Raw genomic sequence first — 21738 nt, forward strand, 5'->3', positions numbered from 1 at the left:
AAAAGGATAACAACAAAAAGCTGACTCTCTTATCGGTTAACAGAAAAAACCAAAGAAGAATTATTTCCACCAAATCCGAAAGAATTTGACAGAACAGCCACGACCGGCTGGTCTTTTTGCAACTCGGTTACAGGTACAAGACCTGTTTCTGTAATTGGCGTTTTAAAATTCAGATTAGGGAAAATTAATCCTTTTTGAATAGCTAATGCAGAAAAAACAGCCTCGATGGCACCAGCGGCTGCTAAGGTATGTCCTGTGAATGGCTTGGTTGAGCTAAAATAAGGGATATTGTCACCAAAAATATTAATCATCGCCGTAGACTCGGAAAGATCATTATTCTTCGTACCAGTTCCGTGCGCATTCACATACGAAATATCCAAAGCGCTCAGCCCGGAAACTTCAATTGCATTCTGGATAGCCATCGTCGCTCCGGTTCCCTCCGGCGAAGATGCGGTCTGGTGGTATGCATCTGCGGCATTCGCCCAGCCGCTCAGACAACAAATCGTCGGGTTACCTGAAATCCTGGCACTTTTGTCACTTTCCAACAACAAATATGCAGCACCTTCACCAAGATTTAGTCCTGTCCGGGATTCATCAAAAGGACGGCACCACTGATCATCGTAAATCATCAGTGAACGAAATCCGTTTATCGTAAAATTGGTCAATGCATCTGTTCCACCTACCAAAACACGGTCGAGCTTCCCTTGTTCAATGAGCCTGGCACCGAGCATGATCGCATTAGCTCCCGACGAACAGGCCGTTGAAAGTGTATTGATATATCCTGAAATTCCGAGTTCTGCGGCAATTCGCTCCGTTGTACTTCCGCTGTCGTGGCATCTCAAAACAGCATAATCAGGATTATTTTGATCCAGATAATCCCTGTAAAATCGCTCGGTCGTATCCATTCCTCCGACCGAAGTAGCAGAGATAAAACCTGTACGCAATTCTTGTGTATGACGATTCCTGCCCCAGGCCTCTCTTGCAGCGGCCAGACCAAGCAATGAAGTTCTGGAAACGGGTTGAGATTTTATGTTGAGATAATCGGACAACTCAGCATTAGCGCATTTCACTTCCCCAACCAGAAAATCTTTTTTACTATCTAAATATTTCACAGGTGCAATACCGGACCTGCTGTTTTCTAACGAAAACAGATTTTCTGCAACGGTCAGCCCAATTGCAGAAATAATCCCTAAACCTGTTATCCGTACTGCCATTTATTCCTAAAACGTCGAGATTAATAAAGTAGAATTGACGCTTCCGGGAATCATATTCAACCGGAAAATCAAACGTTAATAATTCAACTTCGTTTTTTTTCAATATAATCAGCCATCGTATTGATGGTCAAAAACGCGTCTTTTCCTTCCTCCGGGTTAGTTACCTGAATTCCGTAAAACTTTTCCATCAGCACGATGAGCTCCAATGCATCGATCGAATCCAAACCAACCCCATCGGCACTGAACAAAAGACTATCGTCATCAATATCGGCAACCTGTAAATCTTCCAGGTTTAATTGTTCAATTATCTGCTTTTTTAAATCCTCTTTTAAGCTTTCCATTTGTTCTAGTAATCGTTTATTGAAGGCGTAGCGTTTGGTGAAATGATCATTCCTGATCCGCCAAACCGACACACTTGATTATGTTTGCTCTATTGAACGGTAATCCGTCAGCCTTGTTTTGTTCAATTAAAAACACTGATACTTCAACCTTGCCTTTCAGAATGTTGACCCAACCTGCCAACACCGCCTTCGAGCCGGTTGTCAACATAATTTCTCCGTATTGAAGGAAAAAATCAGGTGCGAATTTAGGGAAAACTGCAAACATATTTTCACCGTAAAATTTATTCCTGATCGCCAGTTCGCCCAACACAATGTTAGGCAGCGTATACACAAAAAGAGACGGGCTCGGCGATTTTCTGTCCTGATACGATTCCTTGAAACGGATATCAGTATCCGCACTGGACTCACTATTGGCAAATAACAGCGCGATCTCATCATCAGCATAAGATGATATCAGCTCGGGAAAGGTTTTTTTTATAAATTCAGAAGCTAAAAACCCGGCTTGTGAAAGCATATCCATTTTATAAAATTTAGGATAATCAAGCGCTAGCTCCTTGTATAATTGTTTAAACCAGGTATCGGCTGACTGATCGTTTTTCCGGACAATAACGTTTCCGTTTATAGCACAGGCATCCGCACTGATTTGACAATAAGCAGTAATAAAATTCATAATTTCCGAAGTAATAAGGATGCGTTACAACCTCCAAAACCCGAAGCCGTTTTTAATATCGTATTTAATTCGGAAGATCTGTTTTCTGTTGCAATATTCAAGGTCTTGGAAGTTCCTGTCTCAGAATACCCCAGGCTTTTAATCAGGAAATTATTCTGCATCATCTGCATTGAAATCGCTGTTTCCATAACCCCTGCGGCACCTAAGGTATGACCAAAATATCCTTTCATACTGTTTAAGGGAATATTTGCCATATTGAGGCGGTCAAAAGCAACAGCTTCCATTTCGTCATTGAAAACAGTCGCCGTTCCGTGTGCAGAAATAAAATCTATCTCATCCGCCGAAACATTGTTTTGCCGTAATGTTTTTTGAATGGTCCGGTATAATCCTTCGCCGGTTCTTGAAGGACCGGAAATATGATTGGCATCATTTGCCGAAGTACCGGATAACAATTCCAACGGCAGATTTTTAAATATATCTTTTGTCTTTGAAACAACTACTGCGGAACAACCTTCACCCAAAGTAATGCCATTTCTGTTTTTATCGAAAGGCATACAGGGCAACGCACTTACCGCGAAAAGTGACTGAAACCCGTAGAGGACAAAGTCAGAAATAACATCACAGCCGATAACGACTACGTGCTCGAAAAAACCGGCTTTAATAAAATTATTCGCAGCATTGATTGCAAGGACGCCCGAAATACAGGCATTTGAAACAATGACCGGTTGAGTTTTTAAATCAAAATGTTTTACCAAAACCCCTACTGCCGGATCAAAAGGGTTAGAAATATCGCTATCCAGATCTCCTTTTGTTGAGCTTAATATGACAAGTGTTTTGGTTGATGAAATTACAGACGGGTCAATCTGTTTTGATATATTTTCTAACATATCAACTAGTAAAAACTCGAATTTTTTCTCACCTGACAGCGAAGTTATTTTTGCCAGGTGCAGATCCTCATTGCTAAAACCTACCTTCGGCACCAACGAAATCCCTGAACGGTTTTCGCATACCGCCAGAAAACTCTCCTGAATATTTTGCCCCAGTGGACTTATTATTTCTTCAGCACCTATGTAGGTCATTTCAAACTTCTCTTTACAAATAACCCGAAGGTCTCAAATATTATTATTTTCTTTCCAAATCCGGTAAAAATCCGGGGTAAGCAGTTCAAGTGTCCGGCTATCTTTTTCTAAAAAAACCTGCATTGTTTTTCCGACTGCACAAAGTTCTCCCGTTGTGACATTCATTACCTCATATTCAAACATAAGTTTAGCCGCTTTCGAAGGGATAAATTTGGTAATGACCTTGATCACCTGGCCATAATGAACAGGCGCCTTATGATCAATTTCAGACTTAACGATGGGAGTAAAATATCCGTGGCCGAAAATAGTGAGATATTCAAGTCCAAATTCTTTACCGAAAGCCTCCCTTCCGTCTTCAAAAAATTTGAGATAATTGCCATGCCATACAACACCCATGGCATCTGTCTCACTAAATCTTATATCAATTTCAATTTCCGAGATGAGCATATATTCTACTATGTAACCACAAAAGCACCTTCACAAGTGATCAGTTGACTACAATTTTAATTTCACATTCAAGCAATTTACGCCCATTACAGTAATTCTCGCCTTTTACCAGAAAAATATTTCCTAACTGGTGCGTTGGTGTAACGATTGTATGGATTGTCGAGTTAACCTTAGGCAATTCAAATAATTCGAGTTTTGAAACGGCTCCGATGAAACCAATCCTCGGTTCACCTTCCTTTTCCCTATCCAGAAAACCAAAACCTGCGGCGCAGGTTTGTGCAATATTTTCTACCAACCCGGACTCTTCAAAAAATCCTGACCGAACCAGAATATTATCATCATGGACAAAAAAGTCTGACTCAAAACGGCTTTCGCTCACTTCGAGCAAGTTATCAATCATCACAAAAGGTGGCCTGTGCGGTATGATTTCTGCTATTTTCTCTTTCGTTACGAGCATTACTGAAAAAAATTAAAATAGTTAAACCACTGTTCCGGATACTGTCGAACTTTTTTCTCTAACTCATCAACATATAATCTTGCTATTTCCTCAGGCTTCATTTTCCCGGTGATTGGCGCAGTTGCACTCAGATGATAACTGTATTCGCCATCTTTTGCTGCGAAAACAAAGGTTACAGGAGCGTCAAACTTCGAGGCAATTATAAAAGGTCCGTAGGGAAATTTGGCCGTCTTACCCATAAAATCAAGCTCGATAAATTTTGCACCTTCCAGGAACCTATCCGCATGAATGGCAACGAACTCGTTATTGATCAGCGCATTACGGATAGAAATAATGTGCGACAAATCGTTCTTAATGGGTATGACTTTGAATCTGGAACCTCCCGTTGAGAGCTCCATAAATTTCTTAATGCTTTCAACTTCCGCATCCAGCATTACAATATTGATTGTGGGAGTAATTCTTCCTTTAAGCAAATTACCAGCCGTTTCCCAGTTTCCAAGGTGAGCACTGAGTAATATGCCTCCTTTTCCGCCATTTTTTATATCCAGCAGATATTGTTCATTCTCAAAGGTGTGGGTAAAAATGGTATCTTTCCCTAAAAGAAACGCAGCTCGATCCAATAATGTCTGTCCGAAAATATAGAAATTTTTTCGTACTAAATTCAGTGCAGGTTTACCAGAGATGTGCAGCGTTTCCTTATAAAATCCAAGCAGGGCATTCTTCGGTTTGGCAGCAAAAATATAATAATAAAACGTTACCAGTTTAAGCAGTTTATAAGCAGCACCCAAACCAAAAACGTTAACAAAAAAAAGGAAAATTTTATACCCTAATAAAGATCCTTTGGTTTTACCATCCCAACGGCTCATTAATTAAAGCGATAACTTCTTTTGCACCAGTTGATAAAAATCGCCGAAGGTTACAATATCTTTGAAATCTTCGCCTGTTACCTTGATATTTAAATTTTCTTCAATCAACACAACCAAGTCAACATAGTCCAAACTATCCAGATCCAGCGTATCTTTTAAGCTATTCTCAGGAAGAATAAGATCGCGATCAACCTCAAATTCTTCTGACAAAAAGTCCCTGGTATCCTCGATAATATCTTCCCATTCCATCGTAACAAGTGTTTCATTCATGGCTACAAAATTAATTTATTCTTTGGTTATACTTTTCAAATTGTCTTTAAATTTTGAGAGATTCCTTATGAATCAGCATCAATCCATACAGGCGAGTCGAATTATATCTGCTAAGTCGTTATATATCAAAATTATAGAAAACAAAAATGTCACTTTTAAACCTGATTTTATATGCCGGAGAGTAAAATTGAAATAAGTTTTTATCAAACGGAAAATAGTGGAGGACACAAAAATCCTGATTTTATGCCGGGATTCAATTCAAAATCAATAAAAAAGCCACTACATTTTCTTAATAATCAAAGTAGAATTAGTTCCACCAAAGCCGAACGAATTGGATAGGAAACAATCGATATACTGTTCCCGGGTCTCGGAAATTATATTGATTTTTGAAGACTCTTCATCCGGATTTTCAAAATTGATATTAGGGGCAATAAAACTTTGCTGCATCATCAGCATAGAATAAACAACCTCACTCGCTCCTGCCATCCAGCATTCATGTCCGGTCATAGATTTTGTGGAACTTACAGGCACCTTGCCACCAAATACTTCTCCAATAGCTTTTGCTTCGCTGCTGTCACCGACGGGCGTTGAAGTGGCATGTGCATTGATATAGTCAACTTTATCCACAGAAATATCTGCCTGTTTTAAAGCCATGTTCAGTGATCTGACCTGGCCATCCATACTTGGATTAGAAATATGGTCGCCATTAGATGAAAACCCATATCCGATCACCTCAGCCAAAATCGGCGCGCCACGTTTCACCGCTGCTTCATAAGATTCCAGAATCACCGTTGCTGCGCCTCCGCTGGGTACAAGCCCATCGCGGTCTCTGTCAAATGGCCGGGAAGCTTTTGTTGGATCCGACTCTTTAACAGAAAATGTGCCCAAACCGTCAAAACTACACATGGCGGCTATATTGATTTCCTGAGCTCCACCACAGATAATCCGATCCTGCAAACCTTGTTTGATCATAATGTAACCCATTCCGATGGAATGAGAACCGGAAGCACAGGCAGCGCTCAACGTAAAATTGATCCCTTTCAACCTGAAAATCGTTGAAAGGTTCATATTAACCGTGCTGTTCATATTCTGAAAAATTGCGCCACTTCCGATCAAAGTCGTATCAAACTTTTCTCTTGCCTTATCATGCGCCTCCACAATGGAAGCGGCCGTACTGTCATTGCCGAAGATGATGCCCGTTTCGGTTGATTCAAGAAAGTCTATGTCCAGCTTCGCCATTTCCATCGCCTCTTTCGTAGACATATAGGCGTACATTGCCGGCTGGTGCATACCCAGGCGCTGTCTCCTGGATAAAAAAGGTTTCAGATCCGGCTCCTGAACCATGCCTGTAAGTGCAGAGCGAAAGCCGAAATCTTTTCTGACCTGATCAAAAATAATACCACTTTTCCCGGCATACAGGGATTTTGCAACCTCCCCGAGATTTTCTCCAAGGCAGGAATAAATACCAATTCCGGTGATGACAACTCTGTGGTTCATTCTAAGAATAAATTCCTCCGTTAATATTAATCACTTCTCCCGTTATGTAAGATGCCTTATCCGAAGCCAAAAAGCTTACCAGATGGGCCACCTCCTCCGCTTTTCCAAAACGATTCATCGGAATCATTTGTTTCAATTCGTCTTCGTTGAGATCCTTGGTCATATCGCTCGTGATAAAACCAGGAGCAACCGCATTAACAGTAATTTTCCGCTTCGCAACTTCCTGAGCAAGAGCCTTTGTAGATGCAATCATCGCACCTTTCGCAGCCGAATAATTTGTCTGGCCGGCTACACCTTTCAAACCCGAAACCGATGCAATATTGATGATTCTCCCGGTACGTTTCCGAAGCATTTGCTGGATAACATTCTGGGTTACGTTAAATAAACCTTTTGTGGAAGTATTCAGCACATCATCCCAATCTTTCTCCGGCATCCACATAAAAAGACCATCACGGGTAATGCCAGCGTTGTTCACCAGAACACTGATAAACTTTTCGCTATTTTTTTCTTTCCAACCATTCAGGGCTTCATCGACTTCCGTTTTAGTCTGGACATTAAATTGCAAAATCTCCCCGTCTCCGCCATTCTCCTTGATTTCTGCAAGCGTTTCCTCCGCCGCCGATTCATTGGAAGTGTAATTGACCAAAATAAAAAGACCATGATCTTTGGCCAATTGAATAGCAATCGCCCGACCCAATCCTCTTGATGCTCCTGTTACAAGTGCGCAGTTCATACGTTAAACGGGGTTTCTTTGATTAATTTACAAACTTCTGCGATGCTTTCAAAAGGCACAATATCGTCTTTTATAAAGTGTGCCTTCGAACGTATTTGTTTGTATATAGTTTTTGTTTTCGGCGACAATCTTTCCTTTTCGTCCGCTTCCAACAGGTCAATCGCCTGGCATATCGCCATAATATGGATCGCAGTAACCTGAAACGAGTTTTCAAGAACTTTTTTAGCCAGCACCGCACTATTGGTCCCCATACTCACAATATCCTGATTATCATTATTGTTCGGAATACTATGCACATACATGGAAGTAGACAAAGCCTGGCTTTCAGCCGTCGTCGAAGTTGCAGTAAACTGAATTCCCTGAAAACCAAAGTTTAACCCCCAGGTTCCTGCATTCAGGAATGGAGGAAATTTACCATTTAATTTGCTGTTCATCAAGAAGTTAAGCTGGCGCTCCATCAACATGGAAAGTTTGGTCAGGACAATTTTTACCTTGTCCATTTCCAGAGATATATAATCGCCATGGAAATTTCCGCCGTGGAAAACATTATCCTCATCCGGTCTTACAATCGGATTGTCATTCGTGGAATTTAACTCATTTTCAATGACTTCCTGAGCGTAATTTATCGTATCAACGATTGGACCGATAATTTGTGGCACACAGCGGATCGAATAATATTCCTGTATTTTCCTTTCAAATTCGCGCGTTTGAAGCGCTTTATCATCCTTAAACAATTCTTCTCTGTTCCGGATCATGCCGCTGCCGGCAAGAAATTCACGCATTTGCGCTGCAACATACTGCTGTCCTTTGTGGTGTTTTACAGCATTCAATTCCTGTGAAAAAGAATCATCAAAAGCTTCCATAATTTCATTCAGCATGGAAGAAGCGGCAATGGACCATTGAACGAGACGCTGCGCATAAATTAAATTTACCGCCGCAATTCCAGTCATGCAGGAAGTTCCGTTGATCAGGCCCAGGCCATCACGAAGTTCCATCTTTAATGGAGGTATACCATGTTTTGCCAACACATCAGCGGTTTTCTGACGTATTCCATTTTCATAAACATACCCCTCGCCAATCAAATTCAGACCCAAATGAGATAACTGAACAAGATCTCCACTCGCGCCAACGCTACCATGTTCGAATATCTCGGGAACAATGCCGTGATTAAGAAACAAAACCAATTGCTGAATGACACCCACACTTATTCCCGAATTTCCCTGCAAAAAAGAATTCAGGCGTGCGATCATTACACTACGTGCATACGTTTCATCCAATACATGACCGATTCCGCTGGAATGGCTTCTGATCAGATTATATTGAAGTTGATTTAATTTATCAGTATCAATGCGAAACTGGGCCATCGGACCAAAACCGGTATTGATACCGTAGATAATCTTATCTTTTGAAAATTCAGTTAAGAAATTAAATGACTTTGAAACGTTGTTGAGTGCGTCCTCTGCTAGTTGAAATTCCTTCTTATCAATGGCATACTGCTCGATTTGAGCTAACGAGATACTATTCATTTATTGTTACTGTAATTAAAACCCATGTAAAATAAATCTTTTTTTATGGCTTTGACAAGAAACGCTATTTAGCGGCGCGGTATGTCAATATATTGTCAGGACTCTTACATTTGTCTAAATTTACCCCAAACTCACGTTCAAAATCCGATGATTGGAGATTTATTACTTAGACTAAACACCCTCCTTTCAAGAAAAAAAACACTTTTTTTTGCCGTATTATTTCTCATGATCGGTATCCTGTTTTTCGGGATATCAAAATTGAGAATCACAGAAAGTATATTTTCCACGCTGCCAAAAGGTAAATCCTTCGAAGAATTCAACCGTTTAGTCGAAAATAAGAGCATTATCAATCAAATTGTATTTTCGGTCAATCTGCCTGCTGGTATTGACACGGAAGAGGCGAAAACAATTGCTGAAACTTTTGCTGATTCACTTGCCAAACATACTTCGGGTTATATCAAAAACATACAGGCGGTTCGACCCAATATTCAGGTGGACGTTTATGAATATACCTATGCACGTTTTCCTGAACTTATCGATTCTTCTTACTATCGACACATACAAAACAAGGCGAACCCGGATTCTATAAATGCCTCAATTACTGCTTCTTACAAACAACTATTGGCACCTGGCGGCACATTTCTCCGACAGTTCATTTTAAATGATCCCATTGGAATCTCCGGCCAATATTTTCGTGTTCTGAATGAGATCAACAATACTAATGGAATGACAGTCGACGACGGATTGATGTTTTCTAAAGACAGAAAACAGATGATCGTGATGGGTGGTACAAACTATGATTCCGGAAATTCTGCAAAAAACATCGAGCTTTATATTCAGGTTGAAGATTTTAAAAAATCCTGGGCCCGGCACCATCCGCAATTTAACTTTACTTATTTCGGCACCTTTGAGATTGCCGCACAAAACGCAATCCAGGTAAAACATGACTCGTATTTGACGATGATCATTGCGCTTTCTGCCATTTTACTGATGCTTATATTTTATTACCGAAAAGTTTTAATTCCATTTTACATTGTGTTACCGGCAGTTTTTGGCGGCACGTTCGCTTTGGGAATTATTGGTTTTTTCAGACCGGAAATTTCCGGAATTTCCCTGGCTACCGGCGCAGTTATCTTCGGAATTTTGCTTGATTATTCTTTTCACTTTTTCACTCATTTACGGCATACCGGATCGATTACCACGGCAGTCAAGGAAGTGAGTGAGCCGCTCTTGACAGGAAGTTTAACTACAATTCTGGCTTTCAGCGCACTTCATTTTGCAAACTCAGCCGTTTTGCAGGATTTTGGACTTTTCGCATCGCTGAGCTTGTCGGGCGCCGCACTTTTTACCTTAATTGCACTCCCGGTAATTTTGGAGGCTCTTTCGTTTGATTACAAAAATATTCCTGGCGAGGTTAAATTTTTTACATTTCCAAAAATCTCCGGGAAATTTCGAAGTTTTGTGCTGGGTCTGGTTGCCGTACTTACTATTGTCTTTTTGTACTATTCCCAATTTACAGAATTCGACAGCAGCTTTGAGAATCTGAGTATCCATAGTGTTGATTTAAAGGAGAAGGAACAGACTTTGACAGGTCTGGATCCAGCGACGGAAAAACGTATTTACGTTTTTTCTATGGACGAAAATCGGCAAAAAGCAGAAGAATTAAACTATAAGGTTTACCAGAAATTGACCGACTTAAAAAATCAAAATCATGTAAAAGGTTTTACGTCATCCGGCTCCTTTCTGGTTCCCGAAAGGCTGCGACAGGAACGTCTGGCAAGATGGCGGAGTTTCTGGGATGAAAAGAAAAGAAAGCTGACGTTTTCCGAAATTGACAAATCAGCTGCTCAAAATGGCTTTAACAGCACCGCCTTTAATGATTTTAAGCGCTGGATTTCATTAGAAATTCAAAATCCGGTCGAGGAGCAAGAACTTTTCCGGGCGTTGGGATTGAATAACCTGATCGAAAGTAACGCATCCAAAACAACTTTGATCACAACGGTTGTGGCCAGCCAAGATCAATTAAACGCGGTTAAATCCGACCTTCGAAAGATTGAAGGCATTGAAATATTTGATCGCGGCGAACTTGCGGAGGAATTGCTTACGATGGTCAAAGACGATTTTAATTATATATTATTTATTTCAGCTTCGATTGTTTTCATAACACTTCTCCTGGTTTACGGGAGAATCGAACTCACATTGCTTTCTTTTTTGCCGATGGTGGTCAGCTGGATATGGATCCTGGGGATTGCTGCGATTTTTAATATAAAATTCAACTTCGTTAACGTTGTCATTACAACCTTCATCTTCGGTTTAGGTGACGATTTCAGCATATTTGTGACAGAAGGATTGTTGAGCAAATATAAATATGGCAAGGACACACTTCGCTCCTATCAGTCCGCCATTATTTTGTCGGCGTTTACGACCATCATCGGAACAGGGGTATTAATTTTCGCTGAACATCCGGCCATACATTCTATTGCCTTGATCAGCGTTTTAGGGATTGGCTGTATTTTGTTTATATCCTTTATTGTTCAGCCAGTCGTCTTTGCATTATTTGTAGAAAACAGGATAAAAAATAAAAAGGCACCCGTTACATTTTTACCATTTCTACTTAGTATTTCAAGTTTCACTTATTTCCTTTCCGGCTGTCTTTTTCTTCATTCCAAGCTTGTCACGATACTTCTTTTGCCAATTTCTAAAATCAGAAAAAAGAAGATGATCAATAATTCACTTGCTTTTTTCGCAAAAACAGTGATTTATTCCGGCCCGCATGTCAGGAAGAATTTCTCCGGAACTGAAAATATGGATATTTCTAAACCGGTCATTTATATCGCAAACCATACTTCCTTTCTCGATATTTTACTGGCTATCATGATCAATCCCAAGATTGTTATGATGGTAAAAGGCTGGGTTTACAATTCTCCTTTTTTCGGTCCAATCATCCGTTTTGCCGGTTATATCTACACCGAGGCCGGGCCAGATGAGAACATTGCCCGAATGCGAAAGCTTGTCGAAGAGGGATATTCGATCCTTGTTTTTCCCGAAGGAACACGGTCAGCAGATGGTACTATCGGACGTTTTCACAAAGGGGCCTTTCATCTGGCACAGGAACTTGGCCTTGATATCCAGCCGATCCTGATTCATGGGGCTTCCGATGTTTTACCGAAAAATGATTTCCTCATCCGTCCGGGTGCATTGAATGTAAGGGTTTTGCCAAGACTAAAATACAGCGATCCGATATGGGGAGAATCGCTTCGTGATAAAACAAAAAATATCGCAGCGCATTTTAAGTCTGAGTTTGCATTATACAAAGATGAGATGGAAGACACCAGTTACCTCAAACATAAAATATTCACCAATTATGTATTCAAAGGGCCGGTTTTAGAATGGTATTTTAAGACAAAATGGAAGCTCGAAGCAAAGAATTTTTCCAATTATAACGCGCTGATCGGTGATCGAAAAACGATATTGGACGTGGGCTGCGGTTATGGTTATCTATCTTTTTTCCTCCATTACAAAAATCAGGACAGGATTATCAAGGCGATCGATTATGACGAAGACAAAATTTTGATTGCGCAAAACAGTTACAATAAAACTGGTAACCTGCATTTTGAATATGGAGATATCAGTCTGGTTAAAGTAGAAAAACAGGATGTCATATTTTTAAATGATATCCTGCATTACCTGTCAGAAGAAAAGCAGCAGATTGTATTAAATCGCTGTGCCGACGCCCTTAACCAGGATGGGATTTTATTTATCCGGGATGGCATTACGGACCTCGGCGAAAAGCATAAAAACACAGAACGTACGGAAGCATTATCAACTGGACTATTTTCTTTTAACAAAAAAGAAGATGCATTCCATTTTTTCTCGTCCATAGATATCCGAAATTTTGCAGAAAAAAATAATCTTAGCGTTGAAATGCACAAACACTCAAAGAAAACATCCAACGTGCTGTTTATTTTAAGAAAAGAAAAATCAGCTATTCATTTCAAAGTATCCGGATAATTTTAGTCTGCCGTTTACTCACAAAAAAAGCTGATTTAGAATTTTATTTAAAAATTGCGGAGATTTCCGGCTGGTAACAAATTAAAGAATACGTTTTATATCTGAATTTCATGCAGAAAAAGTCCGGAAAGGAATATGATTTCGTCATTGTAGGAAGTGGGTTAGGTGGGTTGGCATGTGCATATATCCTTGCTTCGGAAGGCCACAGCGTAGTAGTTCTGGAAAAAAATCATCAGATCGGTGGTCATTTGCAGGTGTATAGCCGGGACAAAGCGATTTTTGATACAGGTGTGCATTATGTTGGAAGCATGGACAAAGGCGAGAATCTTTACCAGTTTTTCAAATATTTTGGAATTCTGGAAAAGATGAAATTAAAACGACTGGATGAAGATAAGTTTGATGTAATACGCTTCGACGATGGCTCGGAATATGCTTATGGGCAAGGATATGAGGAGTTCAAAAAAAATATGATAGGTTATTTCCCTGATGAAAAAGAGGCGATTGATACCTATTGTGAAAAAATAAAAGAGACATGCAAAAAATTCCCGCTCTATAATCTTGAAGTGTCCAACGAAAATTATCAGATGGATTCGAGTATTATGGAGTTAAACGCCCATGACTATATTGCCTCAATCACTAAAAATGAGCGGTTAAGAAATGTCCTGGCTGGCTCCAATCAATTGTATGCGGGTGTAAAGGAAATGACGCCATTTTATGTGCATGCGCTGATCATAAACAGCTATTTGTCTGGTGCCTACAAGTTTATTGATGGCGGCTCCCAAATCGCGATTCAGCTAAGTAAAGGAATCAGAAGTTTCGGGGGAGAAATTTTGAAACGGAAAAAGGTCGTTGGCGCGGAGTATAATGAGGTGGGTGAAATTAGTGCTGTGGTTCTGGAAAACGGTGAAAAGTATAGTGGTAAGCAATTTATTTCAAATGCGCATCCGGCCATAACCATCGACATTTTTGGAGAACACCGATTTTTACAGGTTTACAGAAACAGAATCAAAAGTCTTAAAAACAGCATTTCCACCTTTCTGGTACATTTTACCTTTTACGAAGACACCTTCGAATATCTGAATTATAACATTTACCAACATCATATCGAAGATGTTTGGGGGGGTGTGGATTATGACCAGAAAACCTGGCCGCAGACTTATTTTATCTGCACACCCTTCATATCAAAACATCAAAAATATGCAGAATCTATGTCTGTAATGACCTACATGAATGCGGAAGAAACCGCCCAATGGAGTGAGTCGTTGCATACCGTTGCAGAGCCGGGTAAGCGTGGAGAAGGTTATGAAGAATTTAAGAAATTAAGAGAGGAACAGGTAATCAATCGAATCGAGGAAGTTTTTCCAGGTATCCGGGAGAAAATTAAAGCGGTACACAGTGCCTCGCCACTTACATTCCGTGACTATATCGGTAACAAAGACGGTTCATTGTATGGGGTTATGAAAAATTCCGCATCGCCAACAAGGACACAGATCAATACAAAAACAAGAATTCCAAATCTTCATTTGACCGGGCAAAATATTTCCATGCATGGAATATTAGGCGTCACCGTGAGTGCTTTTGTTACCTGCTTTGCTTTTGTAGATAAAGATAAACTTATTCAAAAAGTCAAAAATGCTTAATCATGCGAACAGTTGATGTTTTAGTAATTGGCGCAGGCCCGGCAGGAACCGTCGCCGCATCCTATTTGAAAACAAAAGGATACGACGTGATGATCTTGGAAAAAGATAAATTTCCGCGTTTCCAGATCGGTGAAAGTCTTTTGCCATGTTGCATGGAACATCTCGATCAGGCAGGATTGTTGGAAGCGGTTATTCCTAAAAATTTCCAGAAAAAAACAGGCGCGGCGTTTATGAAGGGCGACAAGCGCTGTGAATTTTTCTTTGAAGAACAATATACCAAGGGTTGGTCATGGACCTGGCAGGTAAAACGCGCCGACTTTGATCTAACGCTTGCAGAAGCCTCAAGGGCGAAAGGCGTGGATGTGAATTTTGAATGCGAAGTATTGAGCGTAACTTGCAGCAAAGAAAAACAAATAGTTGAATATAAAGACATTAACGAAAATATTATCACGGTAGAATCGAGATTTATTATCGATTCCAGTGGATACGGACGTGTTTTGCCAAGACTTTTTGACCTCAGCAAACCTTCTGCTTTCTCACCAAGAGGAGCAGTTTTTTCGCATCTTGAAGACAAAAACAGAACCGCCGATGCCAGCAATAATATTTTTGTACATTCTTTCGACAACAACAAATCGTGGATCTGGGCGATACCTTTTTCTGACGGATCGACTTCGGTGGGCATTGTAAGCGACCGGGAGAAAGTTGAAGAACTTGCAGAAAATAACGGAGAAAAGTACAAAAACTTTATCCGTGAATTTCAAGATTTGAATGGACGTTTTAAAAATTCAGAACTAAAATGGGAGCCAAAACATATTCTTGGTTATTCAGTCGGCGTCAAACAAATGTATGGTGAGGGTTTTGTATTATCAGGAAACAGCACAGAATTTCTTGATCCGATTTTCTCGTCTGGCGTAACATTCGCGACGGCATCCGGACTTCTTTCTGCCAAAATGACCCACAGGCATTTGCAGGGAGAAATTGTCGACTGGAAGAAAGAATATGAAGATGTGGTGCAGGGCGGAATTAATGTTTTCAGAAGTTATGTAACAGGTTGGTATAGCGGCGATTTTCAAACGATTGTTTTTGCGAATCATATTCAGAATGATATCAAAAACCAGATTTGTTCTGTGTTAGCGGGTTATGTCTGGGATCAGTCTAATCCATTTGTAAAAAAACATGATACCATTCTCCCCACACTTGCGAAAGTGATTAAAATGAAGGAAAAAAGTTTGAACAGGGAATAAATTCCCTGGCAATTTCGGGAAAGAAATCCATCACCTGGAACGGTAATTTTTAATAATGATTTACTACTTTGACAGCAGAATAAAGCCATGCTGAACACCCTTATGGTGATTATAAATAAGTATTTTCTCAGCTGGTTTATCAGATTTCTTCACATAAACAGTATTTTCCGGCAGCTGCTTTCCACTTAATAACTGGACGCCCAGCCACGTTGCGAACGCGGAAGCCGTAGGAAAATCACCCGTCAGATTTTTAAAATTGTAGACAGCACTGTCAGGAAAAAACTTTTCATTCAGCCACTTATACCAGTAATCATTTCTATTATCGCCGCTGAAACCCAAAATCACTGTATCGATCCCGGAAGGCAAAACATTATTTCGGTTGAGAAAATAAATCAGTTTCGCCTGTAATTTATGTTCATCTGCATAACTTATCTGTTCAACGTCGACGATTTCAGCAAGAGAATTTTCAGACTTTTCTGATTCAACGACAAACATGATCGCAGCTTCGCCACAAACCGTTCCGGCCGTCTTTGAATGAAGCAAAATATTGGAATCGGTTTCTTCTTTTTTGAAAGAACCGGCCAGCATATCAATATTATAATTATAATCGGAAATTTCCTCAATACTGCCAACTAGAAAAGACGTCGCCTTTTTGTCTTCCAAAAGTAAAATTGCATCCAGCAAAGCGGCTTCAAAAGCAAGACCTTTATGGACGTGCGTGTTGTTGTAACCCGTATTTTTGCTCATCAGTGCCAGATTTCCTGCGACTGCATTGGGAGTGCTCTGAACAAAATTCGTGGGTGTTAAAGTACCCTCATTGTAATCAACAATCTGATTAAGGAATTTCAGACAGTCTTCAAGTCCACCGTTTGCTGTGCCCAGGATAATTCCATCCAGGCCGGGGTTTCTCTGTATCAGCGGAAGTCCGGCACCCACCCCCATCCGAACTGCCTTACCCATCCTTCTGAGCAAGCCAGCCGGAATTAGCTTACCATAAGCCGGTTCAAGAGCTTCGTAACGGTTCCCAAAATAGACTTTCGGATCATTTTCAAAAAATGTATCGTCGTAAGTTTGCTGCGGTGATATGCAGAATAAATCTTTTATAAACATGTTTCAGGATTTATTTCAGAGGTCCTTTTTTACCCCTCCCGTTGCTTCCTTCTGAAAATATTGCAGCTGCTGCGCGTATTGAGATATTTGCCTTTCCCTTTCTGCGTTGTCCCAGCCAAGTTCGATCCCCATTATTTCTACAACAGTTGGCAAAACCTGTAATGTAGTTTTCCAATCTGTAATTTCCAAACGGATCCTTCGCGCAAGAAAATCTCTTGGTATCACAGCCATTTCCTGCCTGACCGTATATAACACCTCAGCTTTGATATAGGGATATTGGGGACTAAGTCTTTCTTTCAAAGGATTACTAAAGGTAGTCAGCTTCGCAACTTCACCAGCCCTGCAACCATATTTTTGTACGAGATGTTTACTGACATCCTCCGGCAAACTGAAATCCCTTGCCACGTATTTCCAGGAGTCAAAATCATAATTCGCTCCACCAACGAGCATATGGCCGGCAGTCGAACACTCATTTTTTTGACCCAAAATAAGATCGGCCTGATCAATTGTATCCTTTGCCATTAAACGATAGGTCGTCCACTTTCCACCTAAAAGACTTACAAGCCCGGAAACAGCATCGATTTCAATCTCATGGTCTCGCAGCAATGTTTTCGTTGACTTATTCGGATCGGCAGACAGTAGCGGTCTTAAACCTCCAAAACCTGATTTGATTTGGGATTTATCAATTTTATTTGCCAGGTAAGGATTTAAGGTACTGACTAAATAATCTACCTCATTAACGTTTAGATTAGCCTCATTTTCTATATCGTTTGAATCGGTATCCGTCGTCCCAAGCAACATTGATCCTTCAAAAGGAATTGCAAAAACAACCCTACCATCGGGCGTTTTAGGAATCAGCATCGCGTGATCGCTGTTTAATACTTCATAAGGAAGAACCACATGAACACCTTTGCTTGGACGAATTCTTGCTGGCAGACTGTTATTGGCAAAATGGCGAATTTTATCCGAAAACGGCCCGGTACAATTAATGACCAATTTCGCATTTATGATGAATTCTTGCCCAGATTGCGTATCGGAAACCAGCACCCCATTCAGTTTTCCAACCTGATTTTTTTCAAATCCTTTTACTTCAATATAATTTGAAACGACCGTACCGGCCTCTGAAGCAGATTGTGCAAGTGCGAGACAATAACGGGCATCGTCAAGCTGGCCATCGTAATACATAACTGCGCTGTGCAATTTTGTTTTATTAAGCGTCGGAATTTTTAACAACACCTGTTCCTTTTTCAGCCATCTGCTTTTTGGCAAGCTGTCATTCGTTGCAAACCAGTCGTACATTCGAAGTCCTATACTGAAATAAAGCCCTTCTATCCAGGAACTTACCGGTGTCAACAACGCTAACGGCCTTGCCAAATGTGGAGCGTTTTTTAATACGATATGCCTTTCTTCAAGTCCGTGCCGAACTTGTTTTAATTGAGCAAAATCGAGGTTTTTGAAAGCCTGTTCCAGATATCGGACGCCCCCGTGAATTAGCTTTGTCGAGCGCGACGAGGTTTCGGATGCGAAATCACTTTTATCAATTAATGCTACTTTGTATCCTCTCAGCACTGCATCCAATGCACAGCCGGCCCCACTCGCTCCTCCCCCAATTATACAAATATCAAATTGCTCATTTTTTAATTTCAGGAGTGACTCGGTACGATTCATGCCAGGCGGGTATAATAATTGTATTTATTGAAGTGATATACAAAAGTACAAAGATGAGCATTCTAAACGCAGTAAAAAATGTATTAAATAAGCACTTTGGAAATGTGACGAATCTGTTAAATAACCGTCTGAAAGTTGTTCTATTCAAAAAATAGACTAGCTTTGACTCTAAGATTAAATCAATTTTTTACACACAAAACCAAATTTTTACGATGGGACTAATCTCTTTTTTTCAAGGAGTAGGAGAAAAAATTTTCCACAAGGAAGCAGCTGCTCCAACACCGGAAGCAGAACCACTACGCGCCAGTGCTCTTTTGGCTCATGTAAAACAACTTGGACTTGCTTATAACTCGTTATCAGTAAAAACTTCGGTTGACACAGTTACTATTGAAGGAGAAGTCTCCAAACAGGAAGATGCAGAAAAAATTGCGCTTGCTGTTGGGAATGTTGAAGGCGTTAAGATCGTAGACAATCGTCTGAAAGTGGCTACGCCAGCACCTGAGGCAACGTATCATACCGTTGAAAAAGGTGATACGCTGTCATTGATCGCGAAAGCTGTATACGGAGATATGATGAAATATCCGGTTATTTTTGAAGCTAACAAACCTATGCTTACGCATCCTGATAAAATTTATCCGGGCCAGGTTTTGAGAATTCCGGCACTATAAAAGCTGTCGGCTATCAGCAATCGGCAGTCAGTTTGTTGAAAAAAACGACATAAAAAAAATGACAACTCTTTCGGGTTGTCATTTTTTTTATATCGAAGAAGATTGAATATTAATCTTCTGCTGCGATTACGTTCAAAGTTACTTTGTGTTTCACTTCTTTGTGTAGATCGATCAATGCTGAATAAGTACCAACAGATTTTACGTCATCAACAGTAATTTTCTTACGGTCAATATCAAAACCTTTTGATTTAAGCACGTCAGCAACCTGAGTGTTGGTAACACGTCCGAAGATACGGCCGCTTTCTCCAACAACAGTGCGAATGTCAATTATCAAATCGCCAATTGCTGTTGCAATGTCTTCTGCATCTTTTTTAAGCTTTTCAGCTTTGTGAGCAGCCTGACGCACGTTTTCAGCAACGATTTTACGATTAGAGTCATTAGCCAATAAGGCAAAACCCTGCGGAATAAGGTAGTTACGACCGAAACCCGCTTTTACATTCACGATGTCGTTCTTATAACCTACTCCGGCAATATCAGTTATTAGTATGATTTCCATTGTTAGTATCTCTTTCTATTTTATTTCAATTGATCAGCAACAAAAGGCAATAAAGCCAAATGACGTGCTCTTTTAATTGCCTGAGATACTTTACGCTGGTATTTCAAGCTAGTACCTGTAAGACGACGTGGCAAGATCTTTCCTTGCTCATTTACAAGTTTCAACAAAAAGTCAGGATTCTTGTAATCAATGTACTTAATGCCTGCTTTCTTAAAGCGGCAATATTTTTTGCGGTTGATGTTTTTTTCAACCGGTTCGTTTACGAGTGACATAGCTTATGCTTCGGTTTTAGATTCAGTTGTTTCTTCCTTCTTTCTTCCAATCAGACCTTTACGTTTTTTCTCGTTGTAAGCAAGAGAATGTTTGTCAAGGGCGATTGTCATAAAACGCATAACGCGTTCGTCACGGCGGAATTCCGTTTCCAAAACGTCAACAACGGCTCCATCTTCCGATGAATATTCGAATACAGTGTAATATCCTGTATTTTTCTTTTGAATGGGGTAGGCTAGCTTACGCAATCCCCAGTTTTCTTCGTGTACAAGTGAACCACCATTCTCAGTGATCAGCGTACGGAATTTTTCAACGGCATCCCTCATCTGAGCCTCAGACAAGATGGGAGTTAGAATGAACACCGTTTCATACTGCTTAGACATACGGCAAATATTTAAATATAAATTGATTTTAATACTCATCAGGGATTACTGGAATCCATAATGAGGGTGCAAAAATAGGGCTTGCAATTGACAATTGCAAGCCCTATTTATATTTATCAGAAAGTTAAGCGGTTACAGATTATTTTACTGTAAAATCTCCTTGTCCGATTTTAAATCCTTCACTGTAAACTTCAATTGAATATTTTCCGTCTTTCATCTGGATTCCGCCACGACCATAGTAGATATCGACCAACTGACGACTGTTTGTGAAATTAATGGTCTGTTTCGAACTGTAAATCATTTCCTTTCCATTATAAGAAAACGCACCTGATCCAGTAGCCATATCAGACAATACTGCTCCTTCCGGATCCAGAATTCTTAAATAAATATCCTTCTCATTCTGTTTTGCCACAGCATTTTCACCGAGTTTAAAGCTAACTTTCAGTTTATCAATTCGTTTAGCTTTATATTTCCCGCCTTCACGTTCTTTTCCTTTCGAGGATACTGCGTTGATAGCCAGCTCTTCTGTACGCAAAGCGGAGGCAAGTGTCACTTTTTCCGCCAGTTCACGGTTTTGAGCTGAATAGTTAGTAACCGAATCATTCAGTAATTGCCTTTCCGATTCCAGTCCCGAAACCTGCTGACTCAGCTCCTGATTTTTATTGGTAACGATCCCCAATTCCTCTCGTAAGTTCGCCAGTTCGGTATCTTTCTGCAATAATACCTGTTCGTATGATTTTATTTTTTTATCAAAATTTGCGGCTGAGAAACTATTCACATTTTTCAGCTCCTGCTTATCTCTTTCAAGTTGTTTTTTCAATTCAATCAGAGAATCAACACTTCCACCCAACTTTTGAATTTCTGCGATTTTGGTATCTAACTCAGCTGATATGGAATCGAGTTTTGTTTTCGTGAACAAAACCTCCTCGGTTTTTGCTGTGATGATATCATCTTTAACCCTATTTTCTTGTTTTTCGTGATATATAAAATAGACAAGTACCAAATTAAGCAATCCTAAAACGGCCAGAGCAGCCCATAGAAGAGTTTTTCGATCTTGCTTTTGTTCTTGGTTATAGTCCATATAGAGA

General features: G+C 40.2%; 21 protein-coding genes. 4 read left to right on the forward strand and 17 right to left on the reverse strand.

Going from position 1 to position 21738, the window contains the following annotated elements:
• Window positions 1–29: 29 nt before the first annotated feature.
• The 11 genes from AC1XUO_RS10115 to flxA form a co-directional block, all read right to left on the reverse strand.
• Window positions 30–1214 carry a beta-ketoacyl-[acyl-carrier-protein] synthase family protein gene (locus tag AC1XUO_RS10115; RefSeq protein WP_483329664.1) on the reverse strand — a complete coding sequence of 395 codons (1185 nt, stop codon included), beginning with the start codon at window positions 1212–1214 and terminating at the stop codon, window positions 30–32.
• Between the two features lie 83 nt (window positions 1215–1297).
• Entirely contained in the window at window positions 1298–1555 is a 258-nt protein-coding gene (locus AC1XUO_RS10120) for a phosphopantetheine-binding protein (protein ID WP_483329665.1), read from the reverse strand.
• A 46-nt stretch (window positions 1556–1601) separates the two neighbouring features.
• Complete coding sequence (locus tag AC1XUO_RS10125) at window positions 1602–2225, reverse strand: hypothetical protein (RefSeq protein WP_483329666.1); 624 nt, start codon at window positions 2223–2225, stop codon at window positions 1602–1604.
• Window positions 2222–3304 carry a beta-ketoacyl synthase N-terminal-like domain-containing protein gene (locus AC1XUO_RS10130; RefSeq protein ID WP_483329667.1) on the reverse strand — a complete coding sequence of 361 codons (1083 nt, stop codon included), beginning with the start codon at window positions 3302–3304 and terminating at the stop codon, window positions 2222–2224. Before AC1XUO_RS10130 ends, AC1XUO_RS10125 begins: the two co-directional genes overlap by 4 nt.
• A gap of 33 nt (window positions 3305–3337) precedes the next feature.
• On the reverse strand, window positions 3338–3751 hold the full coding sequence (locus AC1XUO_RS10135; RefSeq protein ID WP_483329668.1) for an acyl-CoA thioesterase: 414 nt from the start codon (window positions 3749–3751) through the stop codon (window positions 3338–3340).
• Window positions 3752–3791: 40 nt separating this feature from the next.
• On the reverse strand, window positions 3792–4208 hold the full coding sequence (locus AC1XUO_RS10140; protein ID WP_483329669.1) for a hotdog family protein: 417 nt from the start codon (window positions 4206–4208) through the stop codon (window positions 3792–3794).
• Window positions 4208–5074, reverse strand: coding sequence for an LpxL/LpxP family acyltransferase (locus AC1XUO_RS10145; protein ID WP_483329670.1), 867 nt, complete (start codon window positions 5072–5074; stop codon window positions 4208–4210). Before AC1XUO_RS10145 ends, AC1XUO_RS10140 begins: the two co-directional genes overlap by 1 nt.
• A gap of 3 nt (window positions 5075–5077) precedes the next feature.
• Complete coding sequence (locus AC1XUO_RS10150; RefSeq protein ID WP_483329671.1) at window positions 5078–5344, reverse strand: phosphopantetheine-binding protein; 267 nt, start codon at window positions 5342–5344, stop codon at window positions 5078–5080.
• A gap of 279 nt (window positions 5345–5623) precedes the next feature.
• The gene (locus AC1XUO_RS10155; protein WP_483329672.1) at window positions 5624–6841 is read right to left on the reverse strand and encodes a beta-ketoacyl-[acyl-carrier-protein] synthase family protein; all 1218 of its coding nucleotides are present in this window, start codon (window positions 6839–6841) and stop codon (window positions 5624–5626) included.
• 1 nt (window position 6842) lies between these two features.
• The gene (gene flxB / locus AC1XUO_RS10160) at window positions 6843–7574 is read right to left on the reverse strand and encodes a flexirubin biosynthesis SDR family reductase FlxB (RefSeq protein ID WP_483329673.1); all 732 of its coding nucleotides are present in this window, start codon (window positions 7572–7574) and stop codon (window positions 6843–6845) included.
• Window positions 7571–9100 (reverse strand): flexirubin biosynthesis tyrosine ammonia-lyase FlxA, encoded by a 1530-nt coding sequence (gene flxA, locus AC1XUO_RS10165; protein WP_483329674.1) that lies wholly within the window; start codon window positions 9098–9100, stop codon window positions 7571–7573. Before flxA ends, flxB begins: the two co-directional genes overlap by 4 nt.
• 258 nt (window positions 9101–9358) lie before the next feature.
• Between flxA and AC1XUO_RS10170 the strand changes: the two genes are divergently transcribed.
• From AC1XUO_RS10170 to AC1XUO_RS10180, 3 genes are all read left to right on the forward strand, one after another.
• Window positions 9359–13111 carry a 1-acyl-sn-glycerol-3-phosphate acyltransferase gene (locus AC1XUO_RS10170; protein ID WP_483329675.1) on the forward strand — a complete coding sequence of 1251 codons (3753 nt, stop codon included), beginning with the start codon at window positions 9359–9361 and terminating at the stop codon, window positions 13109–13111.
• 110 nt (window positions 13112–13221) lie between these two features.
• The gene (locus AC1XUO_RS10175) at window positions 13222–14751 is read left to right on the forward strand and encodes a phytoene desaturase family protein (protein ID WP_483329676.1); all 1530 of its coding nucleotides are present in this window, start codon (window positions 13222–13224) and stop codon (window positions 14749–14751) included.
• 2 nt (window positions 14752–14753) lie between these two features.
• Window positions 14754–15995: an NAD(P)/FAD-dependent oxidoreductase gene (locus tag AC1XUO_RS10180; protein ID WP_483329677.1), complete on the forward strand. Its 1242-nt coding sequence runs from the start codon at window positions 14754–14756 to the stop codon at window positions 15993–15995.
• 63 nt (window positions 15996–16058) lie between these two features.
• Here AC1XUO_RS10180 and AC1XUO_RS10185 read toward each other — a convergent pair whose 3' ends face one another.
• Together AC1XUO_RS10185 and AC1XUO_RS10190 are read right to left on the reverse strand one after the other, a co-directional pair.
• Window positions 16059–17105 carry a beta-ketoacyl synthase chain length factor gene (locus AC1XUO_RS10185; protein WP_483329678.1) on the reverse strand — a complete coding sequence of 349 codons (1047 nt, stop codon included), beginning with the start codon at window positions 17103–17105 and terminating at the stop codon, window positions 16059–16061.
• 15 nt (window positions 17106–17120) lie between these two features.
• Window positions 17121–18773: a glycerol-3-phosphate dehydrogenase/oxidase gene (locus AC1XUO_RS10190; protein ID WP_483329679.1), complete on the reverse strand. Its 1653-nt coding sequence runs from the start codon at window positions 18771–18773 to the stop codon at window positions 17121–17123.
• Window positions 18774–18985: 212 nt separating this feature from the next.
• On the opposite strand from AC1XUO_RS10190, the gene lysM reads away from it, so the two are divergent.
• Complete coding sequence (gene lysM / locus AC1XUO_RS10195; RefSeq protein WP_483329680.1) at window positions 18986–19441, forward strand: peptidoglycan-binding protein LysM; 456 nt, start codon at window positions 18986–18988, stop codon at window positions 19439–19441.
• A 109-nt stretch (window positions 19442–19550) separates the two neighbouring features.
• Here the strand turns inward: lysM and rplI are convergent, their stop codons facing one another.
• From rplI to AC1XUO_RS10215, 4 genes are all read right to left on the reverse strand, one after another.
• Window positions 19551–19997: a 50S ribosomal protein L9 gene (rplI, locus tag AC1XUO_RS10200; RefSeq protein WP_235153793.1), complete on the reverse strand. Its 447-nt coding sequence runs from the start codon at window positions 19995–19997 to the stop codon at window positions 19551–19553.
• A gap of 20 nt (window positions 19998–20017) precedes the next feature.
• Entirely contained in the window at window positions 20018–20269 is a 252-nt protein-coding gene (gene rpsR / locus AC1XUO_RS10205; protein ID WP_015811483.1) for a 30S ribosomal protein S18, read from the reverse strand.
• Between the two features lie 3 nt (window positions 20270–20272).
• Window positions 20273–20650, reverse strand: a complete 378-nt coding sequence (gene rpsF, locus AC1XUO_RS10210; RefSeq protein WP_235153792.1) for a 30S ribosomal protein S6 — start codon at window positions 20648–20650, stop codon at window positions 20273–20275.
• Window positions 20651–20789: 139 nt separating this feature from the next.
• Window positions 20790–21731 (reverse strand): kinetochore Spc7 family protein, encoded by a 942-nt coding sequence (locus AC1XUO_RS10215; RefSeq protein ID WP_483329681.1) that lies wholly within the window; start codon window positions 21729–21731, stop codon window positions 20790–20792.
• Window positions 21732–21738: the final 7 nt, after the last annotated feature.

The sequence above is a fragment of the Dyadobacter sp. HNCC25DJ186 genome, from assembly GCF_056895235.1.